Below are 15,970 nucleotides of genomic sequence, written 5' to 3'. Positions count from 1 at the left end.
AGCACGCTACCTTGACACAAATGACCCGCGCTTGGGATTCGCTGTGAGGTAGCTATGGCAGACAAGAGCAATGCAAATACTGAGGACATGAGAGAAGAGGAGGATCTTGCGGAGATTGCACGGCCCTTCCACTACTTGTCGTTCTTCCAGCTGCTTCAATCCCTCATTACAGCTCTCTTGCTGGGCGTCGTAGCACTCATCTCTCTGGAAGTGCTTATGTCACCCATTCCAGAATCTGCATTACGACCCATGCTGATCTGGCTTGCACTGGCATTCTTCTTCGTCGTGATCGTCGTACCGAAAAATTTCACACTCGGCTTTTTGTGCATGTTGCTCTGCCAACTTGTCGCCTGGCGGATTGCCTCACTCTATTATGCCTATCTGCTCAGTTGGCCTCTTGCCTTTGCCTTCTTCGTCAATCTCATCTGGTTCCTCAGCACTATCCAGCGCAACTCATTTGAGACAGCAGGCCGTGGCCTCACGCTTTGGCAATGGCAACTCACCTTCTTCCGTATTCTGGTTGGCTTTGTGATGGTGCCACACTTCACCGACAAGCTGTTTGCCGGGTCTCTCCCTTACATGGAGCACGTGGAATTCTTCTCCCTACTCGGTTATCCCGACCCTGCCATGATCATTGATGCAGCAGGTCTTGCAGAACTGGCCATTGCAATTGGCATCGGCCTCGGGCTGCTCACCCGTCTCTCCTGCTTCTTCGCAGCCGCCTATATCTTGTTTGCAGCCACGCTGAGCGGAGCATTGGAGCACGGCTTCGTCTCCTTCGCCACAGCCGTCTCATGGGAGCTGCCGCTAATCCTGTTCGCGTCTTATCTTAGCTTCACCACCACAGGAGGGGGAGAATTCTCCATAGATGGCGCATTGCGCAGAACAGGTAAGATGCCCGGATGGATCAAACTGCTCATGGGAGACACAGGCCTCGCCCACAATGAGCATGTCGATTGAGTAAGCGATAACAGGTTCCCGCTGCGATCACATTACATCGCAGCGGCAGAACGAGCGGCTTGATCGTAATGACCTGACACACTGCGCAAAACAGATGCAAGCCGGGACAGCTCGGCTTCATCAAGCCCAAGTTCTTTCACAGGCTTCACCAGCAAGGCATCACGCAGCTGCTTGTAAGCATCACAAAGCGCACGACCCTCCTCAGTAATCTCGGCAATTTTCTCTTTGCCCCGCTTACCGGATTGCACAAGGCCCGCCTTCTCCAGCTTTTTCAGAGCGTAAGACACCGTGTGAGTATCTTCGATATTCAGAACAAGGCATAAATCAGCCAGTGTTTTTGAACGCTCACGGTGATTGACGGAGTGGAGCACCAGCGTTTCCAGAGGAGATAAGCCCTCCTGCCCCGCAGCAGCCATGCAGCGCACCATCCAACGATGATAGGCATTCACCATCATCGTCACCGCAAATTCCACCTCAGACAGTGCAGGCAATTCACCCGATGCAAGGTGCGATGAGGACACGACCGGTCCAACGCCCAGCCCACCAGTATTTTTCTGCTCTAAAGCATCACTCATTTTTGACCTCACAACCACCAAGTTAGAATTGCGCAGATTCGCACCATCTCGCGCAACATAATGTCGAGAGTTTACGTAGATCACACAACCTCTCTTAAAAGACCGATCCACGTAATTTTCAATACCAATCGCTGCGTTTCTCCTGAGTCTCACATATTCACATTGACAATATATCTACATTTTGTAGATGTATCACAGAATAAGATTTCAATTCGAGGTGGGACAAAACATGACAATGGGCAAGTGGGACTTCTGGATCGACCGCGGCGGCACCTTCACGGATATCGTTGCACGCACCCCTCAAGGAGCAATTCGCGCCCATAAAGTCCTCTCCGAAAACCCTGAGGCCTACAAAGACGCCGCCATTCAGGGCATACGCGACCTCATGGGCGTTGCCAAAGACACCCGCATCCCGTCCGACCAGATCCGGGCGGTAAAAATGGGCACCACAGTCGCCACCAACGCACTGCTGGAACGTAAGGGGGACCGCACCCTTCTGCTCATCACCAAAGGCTTCCGCGACGCTCTGGAAATCGGCTATCAGGCCCGCCCGGACATCTTCGCCAAAGAAATCATCAAACCAGAGCTCCTCTACGATCAGGTTCTGGAAGCTGATGAGCGTGTCCGCGCTGATGGCACCGTTGAAGCAGCTCCAGACCTTGACCGGATCAAAGCCCAGCTCGAAGCAGCCTACGCTAACGGCACACGTTCCATCGCTATCGTCTTGATGCATGCCTACGCGTTCCCTGAGCACGAGAAGCAGCTGGCGGACATCGCCAAGCAAGTCGGCTTCCCGCAGATTTCCGTCAGCCATGAAGTCTCCCCGCTCATGAAGCTGGTTGGCCGCGGTGACACGACTGTTGTTGACGCTTACCTCTCCCCAATCCTGCGCCGCTATGTGGATCAGGTTGCTGGTGAACTCGACATCCAGAACACCGACTGCCGTCTCATGTTCATGCAGTCCTCCGGCGGTCTGACCGACGCCTCCCTCTTCCAGGGCAAAGACGCCATTCTCTCCGGCCCCGCTGGCGGTGTTGTGGGCGCCGTTGAGACCTCCAAAATGGCCGGCTTTGAAAAACTCATCGGCTTCGACATGGGCGGCACCTCTACTGACGTCTCCCACTTCGACGGCGAGTTCGAACGTGCCTTTGAAACCGAAGTGGCTGGCGTTCGCATGCGTGCGCCAATGATGATGATTCACACCGTTGCAGCTGGCGGTGGTTCAATCCTCCATTACAAAGACGGTCGCTTCCAGGTTGGTCCAGATTCCGCTGGTGCAAACCCGGGACCGAAGTGTTACCGCCGCGGTGGTCCGCTCACCGTCACCGACGCCAATGTCATGACGTCCAAGCTCAACGCCTCCTACTTCCCGAAAATCTTCGGTCCAAATCAGGACGAGCCGCTGGCAATCGAAGAAGTCAAAGCAGCCTTCAACGCACTGGCAGCTGAGATCGGTGATGGCCGCACCGGCGAGGAAGTCGCAGAAGGCTTCCAGAAGATCGCCGTTGAGAACATGGCCAACGCCATCAAGAAGATCTCCGTTCAGCGCGGCTATGACGTCACCGAATACGCCCTCACCTGCTTTGGCGGTGCTGGCGGCCAAAGCGCTTGCATGGTTGCCGACAGCCTCGGCATGAAAACCGTCATCGTGCACCCGCTCTCCGGCATCCTCTCTGCTTACGGCATGGGCCTTGCGGATATCCGCGCCACCCGTCAGCAAGCGGTCGTTAAAGAGCTGAACACCGACAATCTGGCAGCTCTTGCAGACCTCGCTCAGCGCCTTGCAACAGACGCGAAAACCGAAGTCGAAAATCAGGGTGTTGCAGAAGACGAGCTCTCCATCCTTCCGCGTGCGCACCTGCGTTATGACGGCACCGACACCCCAATCGCGGTGGAGCTGAACACCGGTGATCTGGACGCCATGGTCACCGCCTTCACCCAAAACCACATCAAACAGTTCGGCTTTGCCTACGAGAACAAGACCATCGTGGTCGAAGCACTCGAGGTGGAAGCAATCGGCGGCGGCGCTGGCCTGCAGGAACCAGACGAAGCACTGGCAGCAAATGCTCCGGCAATTGCAGAACAGACCCAGTTCTACGCAAACGGCAAATGGCAGGATGCGTCCATCCTCAAGCGCGACGCGTTCCAGCCGGGTATGAAGCTGCAAGGCCCTGCCCTCATCATGGAGCCTCACGCCACCATCGTTGTGGAACCGGGCTGGCATGCGCAAGTCAACGCCAAGAACCACATCATTCTAACCCGAACCATCCCGCTGGAGAGAAAAGTCGCTCTCGGCACCACCGCAGATCCGGTGATGCTGGAAGTGTTCAACAACCTCTTCATGTCCATCGCCGAGCAGATGGGCGTCACCCTTCAAAACACCGCCTACTCCGTGAACATCAAAGAACGTTTGGACTTCTCCTGCGCGGTCTTTGACCAAAACGGCGCGCTGGTAGCAAACGCACCGCACATGCCGGTGCATCTCGGGTCCATGGACCGTTCCGTTGAGGCAATCATCTCCCTCAACAAAGGCAGGATCAAACCGGGCGATGTATTCGCACTCAACGCTCCTTACAACGGCGGCACCCACCTGCCGGATATCACCGTTGTCTCTCCGGTGTTTGATGACGACGGCAAGGAAATCCTGTTCTGGGCAGCCTCCCGTGGTCACCACGCTGATGTCGGCGGCTCCGCTCCGGGCTCCATGACCCCACTCGCCACCAAGGTGGATGAAGAAGGCGTCTTGATCGACAACTTCAAGCTGGTGGACCAAGGCGACTTCCGCGAAGAAGCTCTGGTCGAACTGCTCACCAACCACAAATACCCGGTTCGCAACGTTCATCAGAACGTGGCCGACCTGAAAGCTCAGATCGCCGCTAATGAGAAGGGCGTTCAGGAACTGCGCAAGATGACAGACCACTTTGGTCTGGAAACCGTGCAGGCCTACATGGGCCACGTGCAGGACAATGCTGAAGAAAGCGTTCGCCGTGTGATCGAAGCACTCTCCGACAGTTCCTACGAATACCCAACGGATCAGGGCTCAACCATCAAGGTCAAGATCACCGTTGATAAGGACAAGCGCGAAGCAACCGTTGATTTCACCGGCACCAGCCCGATGAAAGAGAACAACTTCAACGCACCGGAACCTGTCACCCGCGCAGCCGTGCTCTACTGCTTCCGCGTCATGGTGGAAGGCCACATTCCGATGAATGCAGGCTGCCTGCGTCCAATCAACATTGTGGTGCCGGAAGGCTCCATGCTGCGTCCGCATTATCCGGCAGCAGTTGTGGCAGGCAACGTGGAAACCTCACAGCACATCACCAACGCTCTGTTCGCAGCTCTCGGTGCCATGGCGAATTCACAAGGGTCCATGAACAACCTGACCTTCGGCAACGATACCTACCAGTACTACGAGACCCTGTGCTCCGGCTCTCCGGCAGGTCCGGGCTTCAACGGTACTGATGGCGTCCACGTCCACATGACCAACTCTCGCCTCACCGACCCGGAAGTGCTTGAGTTCCGCTATCCTGTGTTGCTGGAAGACTTCCACATCCGCAAGGAAACAGGCGGCAAAGGCAAGTGGCATGCAGGTGACGGCACCAAACGCACCATCCGCTTCCTGGAAAAGATGGACTGCGCAATCCTGGCCTCTCACAGAACCATCGCTCCAAAAGGCATGCAGGGCGGCGAAGATGGCCAGAAGGGCCGCACCTACGTGCGCCGCAATTCCGGTAGAACCGAAGAGCTGAAAGGCTGCGACCAGACAATTCTGGAAGCCGGCGAAGCCATCACAGTCGTCCCCCCAACCAGCGGCGGCTGGGGCAAGGTGTAAATGTCGATAGGAATAAAATAAGGAAAACGCCCGGCCATTGCGGCTGGGCGTTTTTTTTGACGAGAGCTAGTCAATTGTCGGAGAGTAATAAAGTATCACACCGACAACTGCTCCAAACAGCAGAAATCTGACGATTCGAAATACGTACCCCAAATTGGAAATGCATAATGGTAGCAACCTATATGCCCCTATCAGCAATATTTCGAATAGCAAAAACTCGTAGCAACGAGCCCATTGCTGACGTTAGCGTGCATTATGGCGAATGAGAGTTTCGAGCCTTTTCTTGGAAGTGAAAAGGCTTATGTCGGCAGCTCAAGGTAGTGAAAGAGGATCAATTTTAGACGACAGGATAAAGCTTGGCTTTTTCTCCAAGCTTCCTTATTAGATTGAGCCGCGACCCGCGATAGATACTCATAATCCGTATAGGCGAGTTTTGAGAGAGCTCAAACAAAACTTCAAACCTCGCGTCTACCGTCCAGCTTCCAAGGCCCAATTCCTCTAGAAGTGCGCAGCCAGTTAAAAATGCGTACTCACAAAACGCTTCACGCTCTATTGTCGTGAATGGCCTCGTTGCCGATAAGTCAAACTTGGGCGCTGCTTGAGTTGGGTCGAAATCACGAACTCTTCCAATATCCCCAAAACGAGCAACATCCCAATCAATCAAAAAGCAAAGCGCTAATACTAAATCGAAAACAGTTGGTTCGCCTTGATGGCGTGTCAGGTTTAATGGTTTATCCGGGACCCAGCCAAAACTAAAGGTATGGCGGTGCCTTCTCCCATCCTTATCGGTCATAATGCCCAACCGGGAGAGGATATCCGGTGGTTCTTGTAAATCGTTTTCTGCAAAATGTTCGAACTCAGGAATACCATTACCGTGGTCGACGCAGCGGCCATAAATAATAAGCGCGATCGACCTAACCAAGGCCTCGTATTGCGCAATATTCTCGGTGCTCAAATCAATACCTTTCACAATTGAACCGTGCAAAAGACAAAAACTCAATGTCTACTTGTAAGCAAGCTTTCTAACAAGAAAAGGGTTAACGCCCTTTATAAAGCGTTGTTTAAGGCGCATCCTACATATTGTCGACGTTCGCCAAATGACTGCTTTGTCCGCTAAGCCCTCGTCAGTATGATACTATATTCCTCAGTATGTGTCTTTATTACGAAGTATGAGACTTTGTTACTCTCCTACATCAATCCCAATTGAAGTCTTCGTTGAAATCACCACCAAGCTCTATCTGTCCCTTGAAACGCCCCGGCTTGCGAGGCGTCAGCCGAGCCTTGTGCGACACGAGTTCAAGATAAGGCTCCCCTGTTTTGGTGATTACAACTCGCTCGCCCTGCCACACCCGTCTACCCAGCTCACAGAGGCTGTGTTGTGCTTCATTCATGGTTACTTTCATGACACCTCACAAGAGCTAAATCTGGCAAATCATACCCGATAGGTAGTCATTAACAATCCAGCAGAAAACACAAACACCAACAGCACCACATGGCATCCCATGCAGTGGTGAAGACAGATTTCCCGATAGTCGGGAGGAGCAAGGCGGCAGGCAATGCCTGCGCTATTTGTTAGTAACGAGTCTTCGGCATCAGCTACACGCCTTGCCCGGGCTTTCTTTAAATGAACAACGTCGCCTCTTTTGCCTATAAGGCACGATAGTCAGTTTCCTGAAAAGAAGGTGGCTTATCCAGACACGTTTCCATGTCCAAACAGTTCCTCCGTCTCTGATAGACACTTTCGCAAAAGCAGGTTTTACTGCCGGTGCTCTTGGATCTATCGCCGCGTGATACCCTATAGTCCTGGGCCCTTCCCCTCAAACCATGCGGTCACGTTTGAAGTTCGGTTCACCGGACCACTGAAAGGTGCGTTACGTCTTCCAATAGCCCCGCCCAACCTACGACACACTGACGGTCGCTCCGCCAGCAGCCCACTACGTAGGCATAGGTTCACAGTATGGGAGAAATACACGAGGGGAATAAGTTTTTCCAAAAACGCTTTGCAGCATCACGCAATACCAACTGCAGCACGCAGGCCGGGCATAAGCTGAAAAGCCATATAAGCTGCGTAACAGCACAGGAAGAACAGGCCTTCCCTGCGGCTCACTCGCCAACCGGTAATGCAGGCAATAGCCATCAGCACAACCGTGCCCACCATCACCCAGATATCCACCTGCGCGATCTCAGAGGGCACCGGAATTGGCACAACAAGGGCTGTTACACCGCCAATGCCGAAAATATTGAAGATGTTGCTGCCAACAATATTGCCAAATGCAACCTCAGCATGGCCTCGCACCGCAGCTATGGCCGAGGTGACAAGCTCTGGCAGAGATGTGCCAATCGCAACCAGCGTCAAGCCAATCACCGCATCAGAAACCCCAAATTGATGCGCAATTTCAACGCTGGATGACACCAGCAAACTCGCCCCAATAACGATGCCAACCACACCGACAGCAAAAATCGCAAGCCCCGCCCAGATGGAAAGGTTCGGATAGCTCGCCTGATCAGCTTCAGCCTCATGAATCTGAGCCGCTGCCTTTCCCGCTTTGCGTTCCGACCAATAGCTGAAGAGTGTATAGGCCAGCAGCAGGCCAATCAGAACGAAACCAGCCCATCGGGACAGATATCCCGTCAGGATGACACCCAGCAAAATCAGGCTTGAAAGCACAAGCACGGCACCATCACGCTGAAAAGCTTCCCGGTTCACCGCAATGGGTAAGATCACTGCCGTAATGCCTAAAATGAGCAGCACATTAGCTATGTTGCTGCCCACAATGTTGCCAATGGCAACACCGGGGTAACCAGCAAGCGCGCCCTGCAAACTGGCCACAAGCTCAGGCATGGATGTGCCAAAGCCAACAAGGGTCAGCCCGATAAACAGTTTGGAAACACCCAGACGCGTCGCAACAGCCACACTGCCGCGCACCAATGCTTCACCGCCAACAAGCAGCAGCACAAGCCCCCCAACCAATTGAAGGATCACCATTTTCTGAAAACTTTCCTTAAGCGCAGTTCGCGCTTGCGGTTTAGACTGATGTGCAATTGGGTATCCTTCACTCCGATTGCAAGAAGGTTGGTCATCACATTACATTCAGCCAAACCTCTTTGATAATGAGGCCGAGACCAGAAAAAAGCATCATCACCAGCACGCAATAGCGGAACAGGATCGGGCTGAAGCGCCGGCCAAGATAGTTACCACTCTTGGTGCCGATATAGACAAAAACCAGCCCGGTGATCGAAATCGCAAAAGCACCAAGATGCAACAGGCCCATGTATGTCAGACCAAGGATCATCATGACTGTCACGACTGTGAAGAAGCTATTGATCGTTTGAATGAAATGGCTGCGTGGCAGATCGAGAGACACCAAAAACGGTGTGATCGGCATCAACTGTGAGCCTGTCATCCCTGTCAGCAATCCGGTTGAGAATCCAGAAAGCGAACTCCCAGCTTTCTCCCAATGCGTTTTCAGCTTCAGGTTCTTGGAGAGCAGCGCATATCCCACAAACGCCATGATGATAAACCCCAGCAGGATCGTCAGCCAATGCGTGGACGCCCACCCCAAAAACCAAAGGCCAATGACAACGCCCGGCACCGAATAAAGATAAATCCGCCAGAAGCGAGAAAAAGATTCCCGAAAATGCCCGGCCTCATAAACCAGTATGAGATCACTGATGAGCCCCGGTATCACAATAAGCGGAATGCCCTTCTTCAAACCCACCGTGTAAGCGAGAACAGCAAGGCAGATTGTTGTAAACCCAAGCCCTGCAAGGCCTTTCACAAAAGCTGCAAAGAAGAACGTGAACATGATGATGGCAATCTCAAAGGCCGTATAGCCGAGATACTCCGCCGCCATTGCCATGTCTGCTTCCATATCCATCATGCAGCAGAGCCTAGGCGTGAACCTGCAACAATCTCTAACATCTCCATCTGCAAACTGAAGGGATCCATCAACCACCAGTTAGCTTAGAGCGGAGCCGCTAAAATCCTTTGACCAACAAACTCAACCCAAGCCCGAACAAAAGCAGAAGAATAGACGCCCTGAAAACCGACGGCGACATCAGCTGGCGCACCACCGAGCCCAGCTTGGTGCCCAGATAGACAAAAGCCAGCCCAAGTGCAGAAACACCAAGCGCACTCAGATCAAGAAGTCCGAGATAGTAAAAACCGCCCGCCATCACAAAGGAGGACAAAGTAAAGGAGCAATTGATCGCCTGCACAAAACGCTCACTGTTGAGATTGAGCGACAACAGATAGGGCATCACAGGCATAATCTGCGAACCGGTAATGCCATTCACCACGCCCGTAATAAAGCCGCTGACAGGCCCAAGGAAGCGCTCCATCTCATAGGAGAGTTTCAGGTGCGGCGTGAAATAAGCAAACAAGGCATAGCTGATAAGCACAAAACCCAGCACCACAACAGCTTCCTGAGCAGGCGCCACATCCAAAAACCAGAGGCCCAGCAGAATCCCCGGCACCGTTGCAAGCAGCATCCAGCGAAAGCGAACCACCATCTCCCTGAAAGACCCGGCGTCGATCATCACCAGAATATTGCTGGTAATACTAGGCAGTAAGATGAGCGGAATTCCTCTTTTCAACCCCACCGCGTAAACCAGAAACGGCAGACAAGTCGTTGAAAACCCGAGGCCTGTCGCGCCTTTAACGAAAGCTGCAAAGAAAAAAGCGCCCGCAACAGCAGCAAGTTCCGTTGAGCTATACGCAATCTCCCACACAAAGAGATAACTAGAAATATCTTCAAACATCTGGCACAACACACCTGACCTAATAGGAAACCTAGTTCCCTATTGGAAAATCCATTAGATTTTTGTGAAAGCCCGTGAGCTATCACGTGGAGAAGAAATGCAACTCTGGTTTAGACTTATACTTTATTTCATTAAGTTCCCTTTTCAGGAAAAACTAGCAGACATGTTCAGCAAGTCTGTTGTCCGATTGCGCGTTCTCCCCTCTGACATTGACATGAACATCCACCTCACCAACAGCCGCTATCTGGCCATGATGGATTTTGGTCGTGTGGATCACATGAGCCGCACCAAGCTCGGCAAAGCGATCTTCCGCAACAAATGGACACCACTGGCCAACCACGCCACCGTCCGCTTTCGGCGCGAGCTCCCGTTTGGCGAGCCGTTCAAGCTGGAAAGCGAGATTGTGTACTGGACGGATGAGGCCTGTGTGATGGAACAACGCTTCATCTTCACCAAAGGCCCGAAGAAAGGCATTGTTGCTGCGACCGGTCTGGTGCGCGTCAGCATGTATGACCGTGCGCAGAAGGCTTTTGTCCCAACCTCAGCGGTGCTGGAAGAGACCGAAACGCAAGCCACAAAGCTCCCATTACAGCCGCATATCGAAGCTTTTTTGAAAGAAGAGAAGGCAATTCAGGCCTATGAGCGCAAATCCGCTGGCATTGCTCCGGTAGATTCATTAGAAATACCAGCTGCTGAAAACGATCAATCAAAGGCAGACAACAGAAAGCATGGCTGAGCAGACTTCCTTCCCGATCCTGTATTCATTTCGTCGGTGTCCCTACGCAATGCGCGCAAGACTGGGATTGGTCGCAAGCCAGACAACCGTTGCCCTCCGCGAAATCGTGCTGCGCAACAAGCCAGCCCACATGCTGGAAATCTCTCCAAAAGGAACGGTTCCGGTCCTGCAACTGACGGATGGAACCGTCATCGAGGAAAGCCTTGAGATCATGCTCTGGGCTTTACAGCAAAATGACCCTCAAAGCTGGCTCTCACCAGAGACAGGTACGCTGGAAGAAATGCTGCAGCTGATTGAAGAGATGGACGGCGATTTCAAACGCAATCTGGACAGGTACAAATACTCAACACGCTACGAAGGCGCGGATCCGGACGAACACTACGCTCTCGCCATCCAGGAACTCTCCAAGCTCTCTAAGCGCCTTGAAAGCTCAACGTATCTGTTCGGAAAACGCCCAGCTCTCGCAGATCAGGCACTCTTCCCATTCGTGCGCCAGTTCGCCAATGCAGATAAAGACCGCTTTGAGAGAGAAGCCCCTGCAAGCGTAAAAAAATGGCTGCTCGAACGGATCGACCAGCCGGATTTTAAAACCGTGTTCGGTATGAAATGGAAGCCATGGTCACCCGAGGATGATCTTGTGCTCTTTCCGCAAGAAGTGACTACACACGCCCTTTAAACAGCGCAACTTCGCCAACCACTTCAATCGTCACATCCCTGAAATACGTCTCCAGATTGGAGCGTAAATCATCAAGGTTGTCTTCAGAATTCGAGAAGATGCCCTTGCTGTTGTAAAAGCCCATCAGCTTGCGCGCTGCCCAGTTTGGCTTCTGCCCTTCACCCAAAATGGTTGAGCCAAACAAAATCCCACCGTCATTCAGCAGCGGTCTGAGGTTCTCAAACACCATATATTTCTGCTTCATGGTTCCCGGCAGGCAGTGCAGCAGGTAGCCCAGATTGATGCTGTCAAACTTGGCGTCGGTCCACTCAATCGGCTCCAGCACATCAGTCTGTGTCACACTGACATTCGCCACCACAGAGCGCGCCCTGGCATAGTCCAGACAGGTTTGGTTGAGGTCCATCAGCACCAGACGGGTCTTATCCGGAAAGCGCCCGTGCTCCAGAAAGTAGCCACTGCCAACCCCTACATCAAGGTGATTGGCACTGACATTGCGATTGAAGAAGCTCAGCGCTTTTGAAGCGGAACAGCGCCACAGAAACGTGTTGGAGAACCGCAGAACCAGCAGGTCATAAATACGCAGAGTTTTATCGGAGTAGACCTCTGCCCCTGCCGCGCTATCCAAATTCTCTTTGTTCATTTCCGCACCAATCCTGTTTTGCTTCACGCATGCATAGTTGCCATACTAGAACAACAACATGAGCAAAACCCTACGTCATGGTTTTACACAGAACAACCAAGAGTTTGCATCAGCAGCTTTTCTAGCTCCGTAACCGACACTTCCTGATCCCAGGAATGACGGTAAACTGCCTCTCCATCAAAGAAATCAGCCCCCTCACCATCAACGCTCACCAGCCCCCATTTTGAGGCGCCAACCTTAAAGGTTTTCGAGGCAAACGCCCCAATATCATCAGCACGGCGCTCATTCATGCGGATAACAAGGTCATGAGCGGTAGCCGCGAGTTGCTCGCGTCCCTCATCAGAAGACAGAACATCCTCGGTATCCAGAAGGAACGCCTTACCAAAGCCGCCGTTCATGTTCACCCGCTCAACATGCAGGCGATACCAGTCGAAATCAGCAAAATCGACATAGAGCTTGGCCTTGGGATGCCGCATCAAATAGCGGTTGCGCAGCTCAGTGCACAACGGATCGCCTTTGCTCAATCGCTCAAAGCGCCCGATAACGGTCAGTCGCGGATGAGCCAGTGGGTCCCCTTTACCCGGCTCACCAATCAACAAAGACACCCGCTGATCCTGCACAAGGCATTGAGAATGGTTGGAAAGGCTGGAAGCAAGCATAAACGGCGCACCAACAGCATCCGAGCTGACACCAACACGGCTAACAATAGGGTAGCCGGTCTCTGGCTCCAGAACAGCAAGAGAAGCAAATCTGACAGACCTGATCAGCTTCTTGGCAAGAGCGCGTGCTTCATCGGTGGTTTCACGAATTGGATCTATCTTCTTTTCCATACCAACCTCACTTTTCCCGATCTGACCCTGCTCAGATTCTTGGCTCTTGTCTATCTCCACTTATGCGTATTCCCGAAAAGTGGTCTCCATAATCTGGAGAGGACAACATACTGATTTAAGTAAGATGGATAACGTACTCAACTTAAAATTCGGTAAGAAACCAGCGTCTTAAACATTTTTTCAAACACATAATCAATTGATATATATAGATTTTCTGGCCCATTCATCTACATGAACAGAAGATGAATGGCGCTCTCAAAGAAGGTTCAGGCCACTTCTGGTTAATTAGTCTCAACAAACACGAAATACCGTTTACGGAGACGAAAATGGCTAAAGCATCAGCAGTAATTTCAGTAGCGCTTGCAGGGGCAATGATGTTGCCAGTCGTTTCTGCAGCTCAGGCAGGCCCTAGAAACAATACTTATATTGAAAACAACACTTACGTTGAGAACAACTATTACCATAAGCGTAAGAAGAGAAAGCATAAGAAGCACGGCATCAATGCAGGTGAAGCAGCTGCAATCGGCGTTATCGGTCTGGCGGCAGGTCTCATCATCGGCAATGCAGTGACACCGCAACCTCAGTACGTTGCACCACCACGCCCGGCCTACCGTCCACCAGCGCCAGCGTATCGCCCACCAGCCTACCGTCCGCCAGTGGTGCATCAGCCAGCACCGGTTTATCACGCTCAGGCTGTAGCCCCAGCCCCGTGGTCCCCGGCTTGGTTTGCCTACTGCACCAACAAATACAGAAGCTTTAACCCGAACACCGGCACCTATCGCACGTACTCTGGCAAAAACCGTTTCTGCCAGTAAGCCCTGCCATCACAGAACACGCCCGCTTGAAAGAGATAAAGCCCCGTCTCAATCAGGTGGGCGTTCCCACATCATGCTTCTGAAAAAGGACCGCGAGCCCGCGCCTTTATTTGCAAACGCGATATTTGCAGCCCTTGCCGTGACAGCCCTGATCGAAGTGTAAGTGGTCTCGGTGATACTTGTCGGCCTCTGGGCCAAGTACGGTCGTGAACCGCTCACAGGCTCCTTTATGTAAGCTGCTCAGGAAACGCACTTCAGCTGAAGATCCGTCCCAGCCCTCTTCAACAGTCACTTCCCGTCCATCAGACAAATAGAAACCTGCAATATCGATGGCGTTGCCCTTGCCATGCTCTGAGAGCTTCGCGCCGCGTTTGTTATTCCGGCCACGACAAGCATACCCTGCAGCCGTGCGAATGCGCGTGATGGATACACCAAGTTCCCGCCGTGCAGCAGGCACTGCTACATCCTGCAACCAGCCATCCAGCTTTTGTGCCAGCTCGCACTCAATCTGCACTGGCATCGTCAGGCCAATCTCTTGGCCACCACCAACCACAGACCGCAAAGAAACAGGCTGATCAATCCCACATCCACCCGGCCCGTCAACAGCGTTTGTTATCTCAACACTCCAACCACGAAGCACACACATCCTCGCATCGCTTGCAGGAGGAAAAACGCGTTGGTTTTCAAGTGGCACAGGAACGAGAGAAAGCGGCTTGCCCGCTGGAACACGCGAAGGCTGAACACTCACCTTGCTCTGAGGAAGAGGCATCGGAGGCAATAAGGTTACATTGCCAACATAAGGACGAGCTTTTGGCATCGGGGTAGCACTAACCTGTGCAGCGCCGATGCACATACCGATAACCAAAACGGCAGACAAAAGTCTTCCGGCAGCGTTCCCACCTGTCTTGTAACCCACCTCGAAATCCCCGATTTGAACAGACGTTTGCCCGGCGCTGTTCCTGATTCAATGCTGAATATTTCCGTTTTCCCGCCTGAATTGTCATGAATGTTTTAAACTATCCACGCCCAATTCACCCCAGGAAAAGCATGAGTATAGCCCGACGAGTATTCGCGAAGCTGCAGAAAACCTGCATATTGATTTGACAGAGGAAACGCAAGAATTCCCTTGGTCTTTCACAAAACAACCAGAAAGTATCCTCCGGCTTTACACATATTATTCGCTACAGAAATTTTCAGTGATCCTAGGTGCTTTTCTAGCAGTGCCATGAAAAATGGCATTTTTTTGCTTCCTAACGTGGCTTCCGTCACATAAGCTTTAAACAGCTAGTGAGTAACGGGAGATAAATCCATGACTGTCACACGAAGCTTTAACGCCGTCGCAATCACACTTGCATTTGCATTTGTTGGTGCAGTCGTTATCGGCTTGCTATAGTCCCCCTCCCCCACACTGACAAAGTCCTTCACAAAACAAAAATCGAAGGCAAGACTTCACCAGACGCACAAAGAAACCCACCTTGTTACCAAGGTGGGCTCCAGTTGATTAATTGCTTTTGCGTGTCAGTTACGCTGCCACAGATGTCAGGCCAACCATTGTGTTCTGTGCTTGTGCAATTGCTGCATCACGGTCAACAGCAACACCTTCCGCTGCAACAATTTCCACATCGCTCACACCAATAAAGCCAAGCACCTGCTTGAGGTAAGGCACAGCAAAGTCTGCTGGAGAGCCAACAGGCACACCGCCAGCTGCCGCAACAATGTATGCCTTCTTGCCTGTCAGCAAGCCCTGTGGGCCGTATTCGGTGTAATTGAAGGTCACACCCACACGTGCAATCTGGTCAACCCATGCCTTCAGAACAGCTGGCACAGAGAAATTGTAGATCGGCGCACCAATAACCAGCACATCCGCCGCTTTCAGCTCCGCGATGAGTGTATCAGAAAGCGCAAGGCCTTCTTTCTGTTCTTCACTACGCTGCTCGTCAGGGGTGTAAGCAGCACCAATCCATGCTTCGTTGATAAACGAAATCGGGGAGTTCAGATCACGCTCAATAACGGTGTCACCGTCATTGAAGATCTTGGAAGCAAGTTCATCAGAAAGCTGGCGGGTTACGGATGTTGCAGTTGCCGCTGAGCTATGGATCTTCAAAATTGTCTTTTTCATCGGTCGTCTCCTATGCCCCAAACAGG

At 52.3% G+C, this 15,970-nt stretch carries 15 protein-coding genes; 5 read left to right on the top strand and 10 right to left on the bottom strand.

Annotation, left to right across the window (positions count from 1 at the left end; genetic code table 11):
• Positions 1 to 54 precede the first annotated feature (54 nt).
• A complete protein-coding gene (locus tag DHN43_RS07010) occupies positions 55 to 960 on the top strand; it encodes a DoxX family protein (protein WP_108818164.1) in 906 nt (301 codons plus the stop codon).
• Between the two features lie 32 nt (positions 961 to 992).
• Here DHN43_RS07010 and DHN43_RS07005 read toward each other — a convergent pair whose 3' ends face one another.
• The gene (locus DHN43_RS07005; RefSeq protein WP_057465707.1) at positions 993 to 1,535 is read right to left on the bottom strand and encodes a winged helix DNA-binding protein; all 543 of its coding nucleotides are present in this window, start codon (positions 1,533 to 1,535) and stop codon (positions 993 to 995) included.
• Positions 1,536 to 1,770: 235 nt separating this feature from the next.
• On the opposite strand from DHN43_RS07005, the gene DHN43_RS07000 reads away from it, so the two are divergent.
• The gene (locus DHN43_RS07000) at positions 1,771 to 5,367 is read left to right on the top strand and encodes a hydantoinase B/oxoprolinase family protein (protein WP_108818163.1); all 3,597 of its coding nucleotides are present in this window, start codon (positions 1,771 to 1,773) and stop codon (positions 5,365 to 5,367) included.
• Between the two features lie 337 nt (positions 5,368 to 5,704).
• Here the strand turns inward: DHN43_RS07000 and DHN43_RS06995 are convergent, their stop codons facing one another.
• The 5 genes from DHN43_RS06995 to DHN43_RS06975 form a co-directional block, all read right to left on the bottom strand.
• A complete protein-coding gene (locus DHN43_RS06995) occupies positions 5,705 to 6,337 on the bottom strand; it encodes a hypothetical protein (protein ID WP_152986558.1) in 633 nt (210 codons plus the stop codon).
• 223 nt (positions 6,338 to 6,560) lie between these two features.
• On the bottom strand, positions 6,561 to 6,770 hold the full coding sequence (locus DHN43_RS06990) for a type II toxin-antitoxin system Phd/YefM family antitoxin (RefSeq protein ID WP_108818162.1): 210 nt from the start codon (positions 6,768 to 6,770) through the stop codon (positions 6,561 to 6,563).
• A gap of 605 nt (positions 6,771 to 7,375) precedes the next feature.
• Positions 7,376 to 8,353, bottom strand: a complete 978-nt coding sequence (locus DHN43_RS06985; RefSeq protein WP_108818161.1) for a calcium/sodium antiporter — start codon at positions 8,351 to 8,353, stop codon at positions 7,376 to 7,378.
• A gap of 94 nt (positions 8,354 to 8,447) precedes the next feature.
• Entirely contained in the window at positions 8,448 to 9,248 is an 801-nt protein-coding gene (locus DHN43_RS06980; RefSeq protein WP_057465702.1) for a sulfite exporter TauE/SafE family protein, read from the bottom strand.
• A gap of 97 nt (positions 9,249 to 9,345) precedes the next feature.
• Entirely contained in the window at positions 9,346 to 10,128 is a 783-nt protein-coding gene (locus DHN43_RS06975) for a sulfite exporter TauE/SafE family protein (protein WP_108818160.1), read from the bottom strand.
• A gap of 97 nt (positions 10,129 to 10,225) precedes the next feature.
• Here DHN43_RS06975 and DHN43_RS06970 point away from each other — a divergent pair, with 97 nt between their 5' ends.
• Together DHN43_RS06970 and DHN43_RS06965 are read left to right on the top strand one after the other, a co-directional pair.
• The gene (locus tag DHN43_RS06970; protein ID WP_208989672.1) at positions 10,226 to 10,864 is read left to right on the top strand and encodes a thioesterase family protein; all 639 of its coding nucleotides are present in this window, start codon (positions 10,226 to 10,228) and stop codon (positions 10,862 to 10,864) included.
• Complete coding sequence (locus DHN43_RS06965) at positions 10,857 to 11,540, top strand: glutathione S-transferase (protein WP_108818159.1); 684 nt, start codon at positions 10,857 to 10,859, stop codon at positions 11,538 to 11,540. The genes DHN43_RS06970 and DHN43_RS06965 overlap by 8 nt, the downstream gene beginning before the upstream one ends.
• On the opposite strand, the gene DHN43_RS06960 is transcribed toward DHN43_RS06965, so the two are convergent.
• Both DHN43_RS06960 and DHN43_RS06955 read right to left on the bottom strand, forming a co-directional pair.
• Positions 11,524 to 12,180, bottom strand: coding sequence for a class I SAM-dependent methyltransferase (locus tag DHN43_RS06960; protein WP_108818158.1), 657 nt, complete (start codon positions 12,178 to 12,180; stop codon positions 11,524 to 11,526). The genes DHN43_RS06965 and DHN43_RS06960 overlap by 17 nt on opposite strands.
• Positions 12,181 to 12,263: 83 nt before the next feature.
• The gene (locus DHN43_RS06955; protein ID WP_108818427.1) at positions 12,264 to 13,010 is read right to left on the bottom strand and encodes a HugZ family pyridoxamine 5'-phosphate oxidase; all 747 of its coding nucleotides are present in this window, start codon (positions 13,008 to 13,010) and stop codon (positions 12,264 to 12,266) included.
• A gap of 326 nt (positions 13,011 to 13,336) precedes the next feature.
• Here DHN43_RS06955 and DHN43_RS06950 point away from each other — a divergent pair, with 326 nt between their 5' ends.
• Entirely contained in the window at positions 13,337 to 13,825 is a 489-nt protein-coding gene (locus DHN43_RS06950; protein WP_057465821.1) for a BA14K family protein, read from the top strand.
• 106 nt (positions 13,826 to 13,931) lie between these two features.
• Here DHN43_RS06950 and DHN43_RS06945 read toward each other — a convergent pair whose 3' ends face one another.
• The gene (locus tag DHN43_RS06945; RefSeq protein ID WP_108818157.1) at positions 13,932 to 14,741 is read right to left on the bottom strand and encodes an extensin-like domain-containing protein; all 810 of its coding nucleotides are present in this window, start codon (positions 14,739 to 14,741) and stop codon (positions 13,932 to 13,934) included.
• A 606-nt stretch (positions 14,742 to 15,347) separates the two neighbouring features.
• Positions 15,348 to 15,944, bottom strand: a complete 597-nt coding sequence (locus DHN43_RS06940) for an FMN-dependent NADH-azoreductase (RefSeq protein ID WP_108818156.1) — start codon at positions 15,942 to 15,944, stop codon at positions 15,348 to 15,350.
• Between the last annotated feature and the right edge of the window lie 26 nt (positions 15,945 to 15,970).

Source organism: Pseudovibrio sp. Alg231-02, from assembly GCF_900143565.1.
Lineage (GTDB): Bacteria > Pseudomonadota > Alphaproteobacteria > Rhizobiales > Stappiaceae > Pseudovibrio.
The sequence above is the reverse complement of the archived record's forward strand: the minus strand, read 5'-3'. Positions and strand labels throughout refer to the sequence as shown.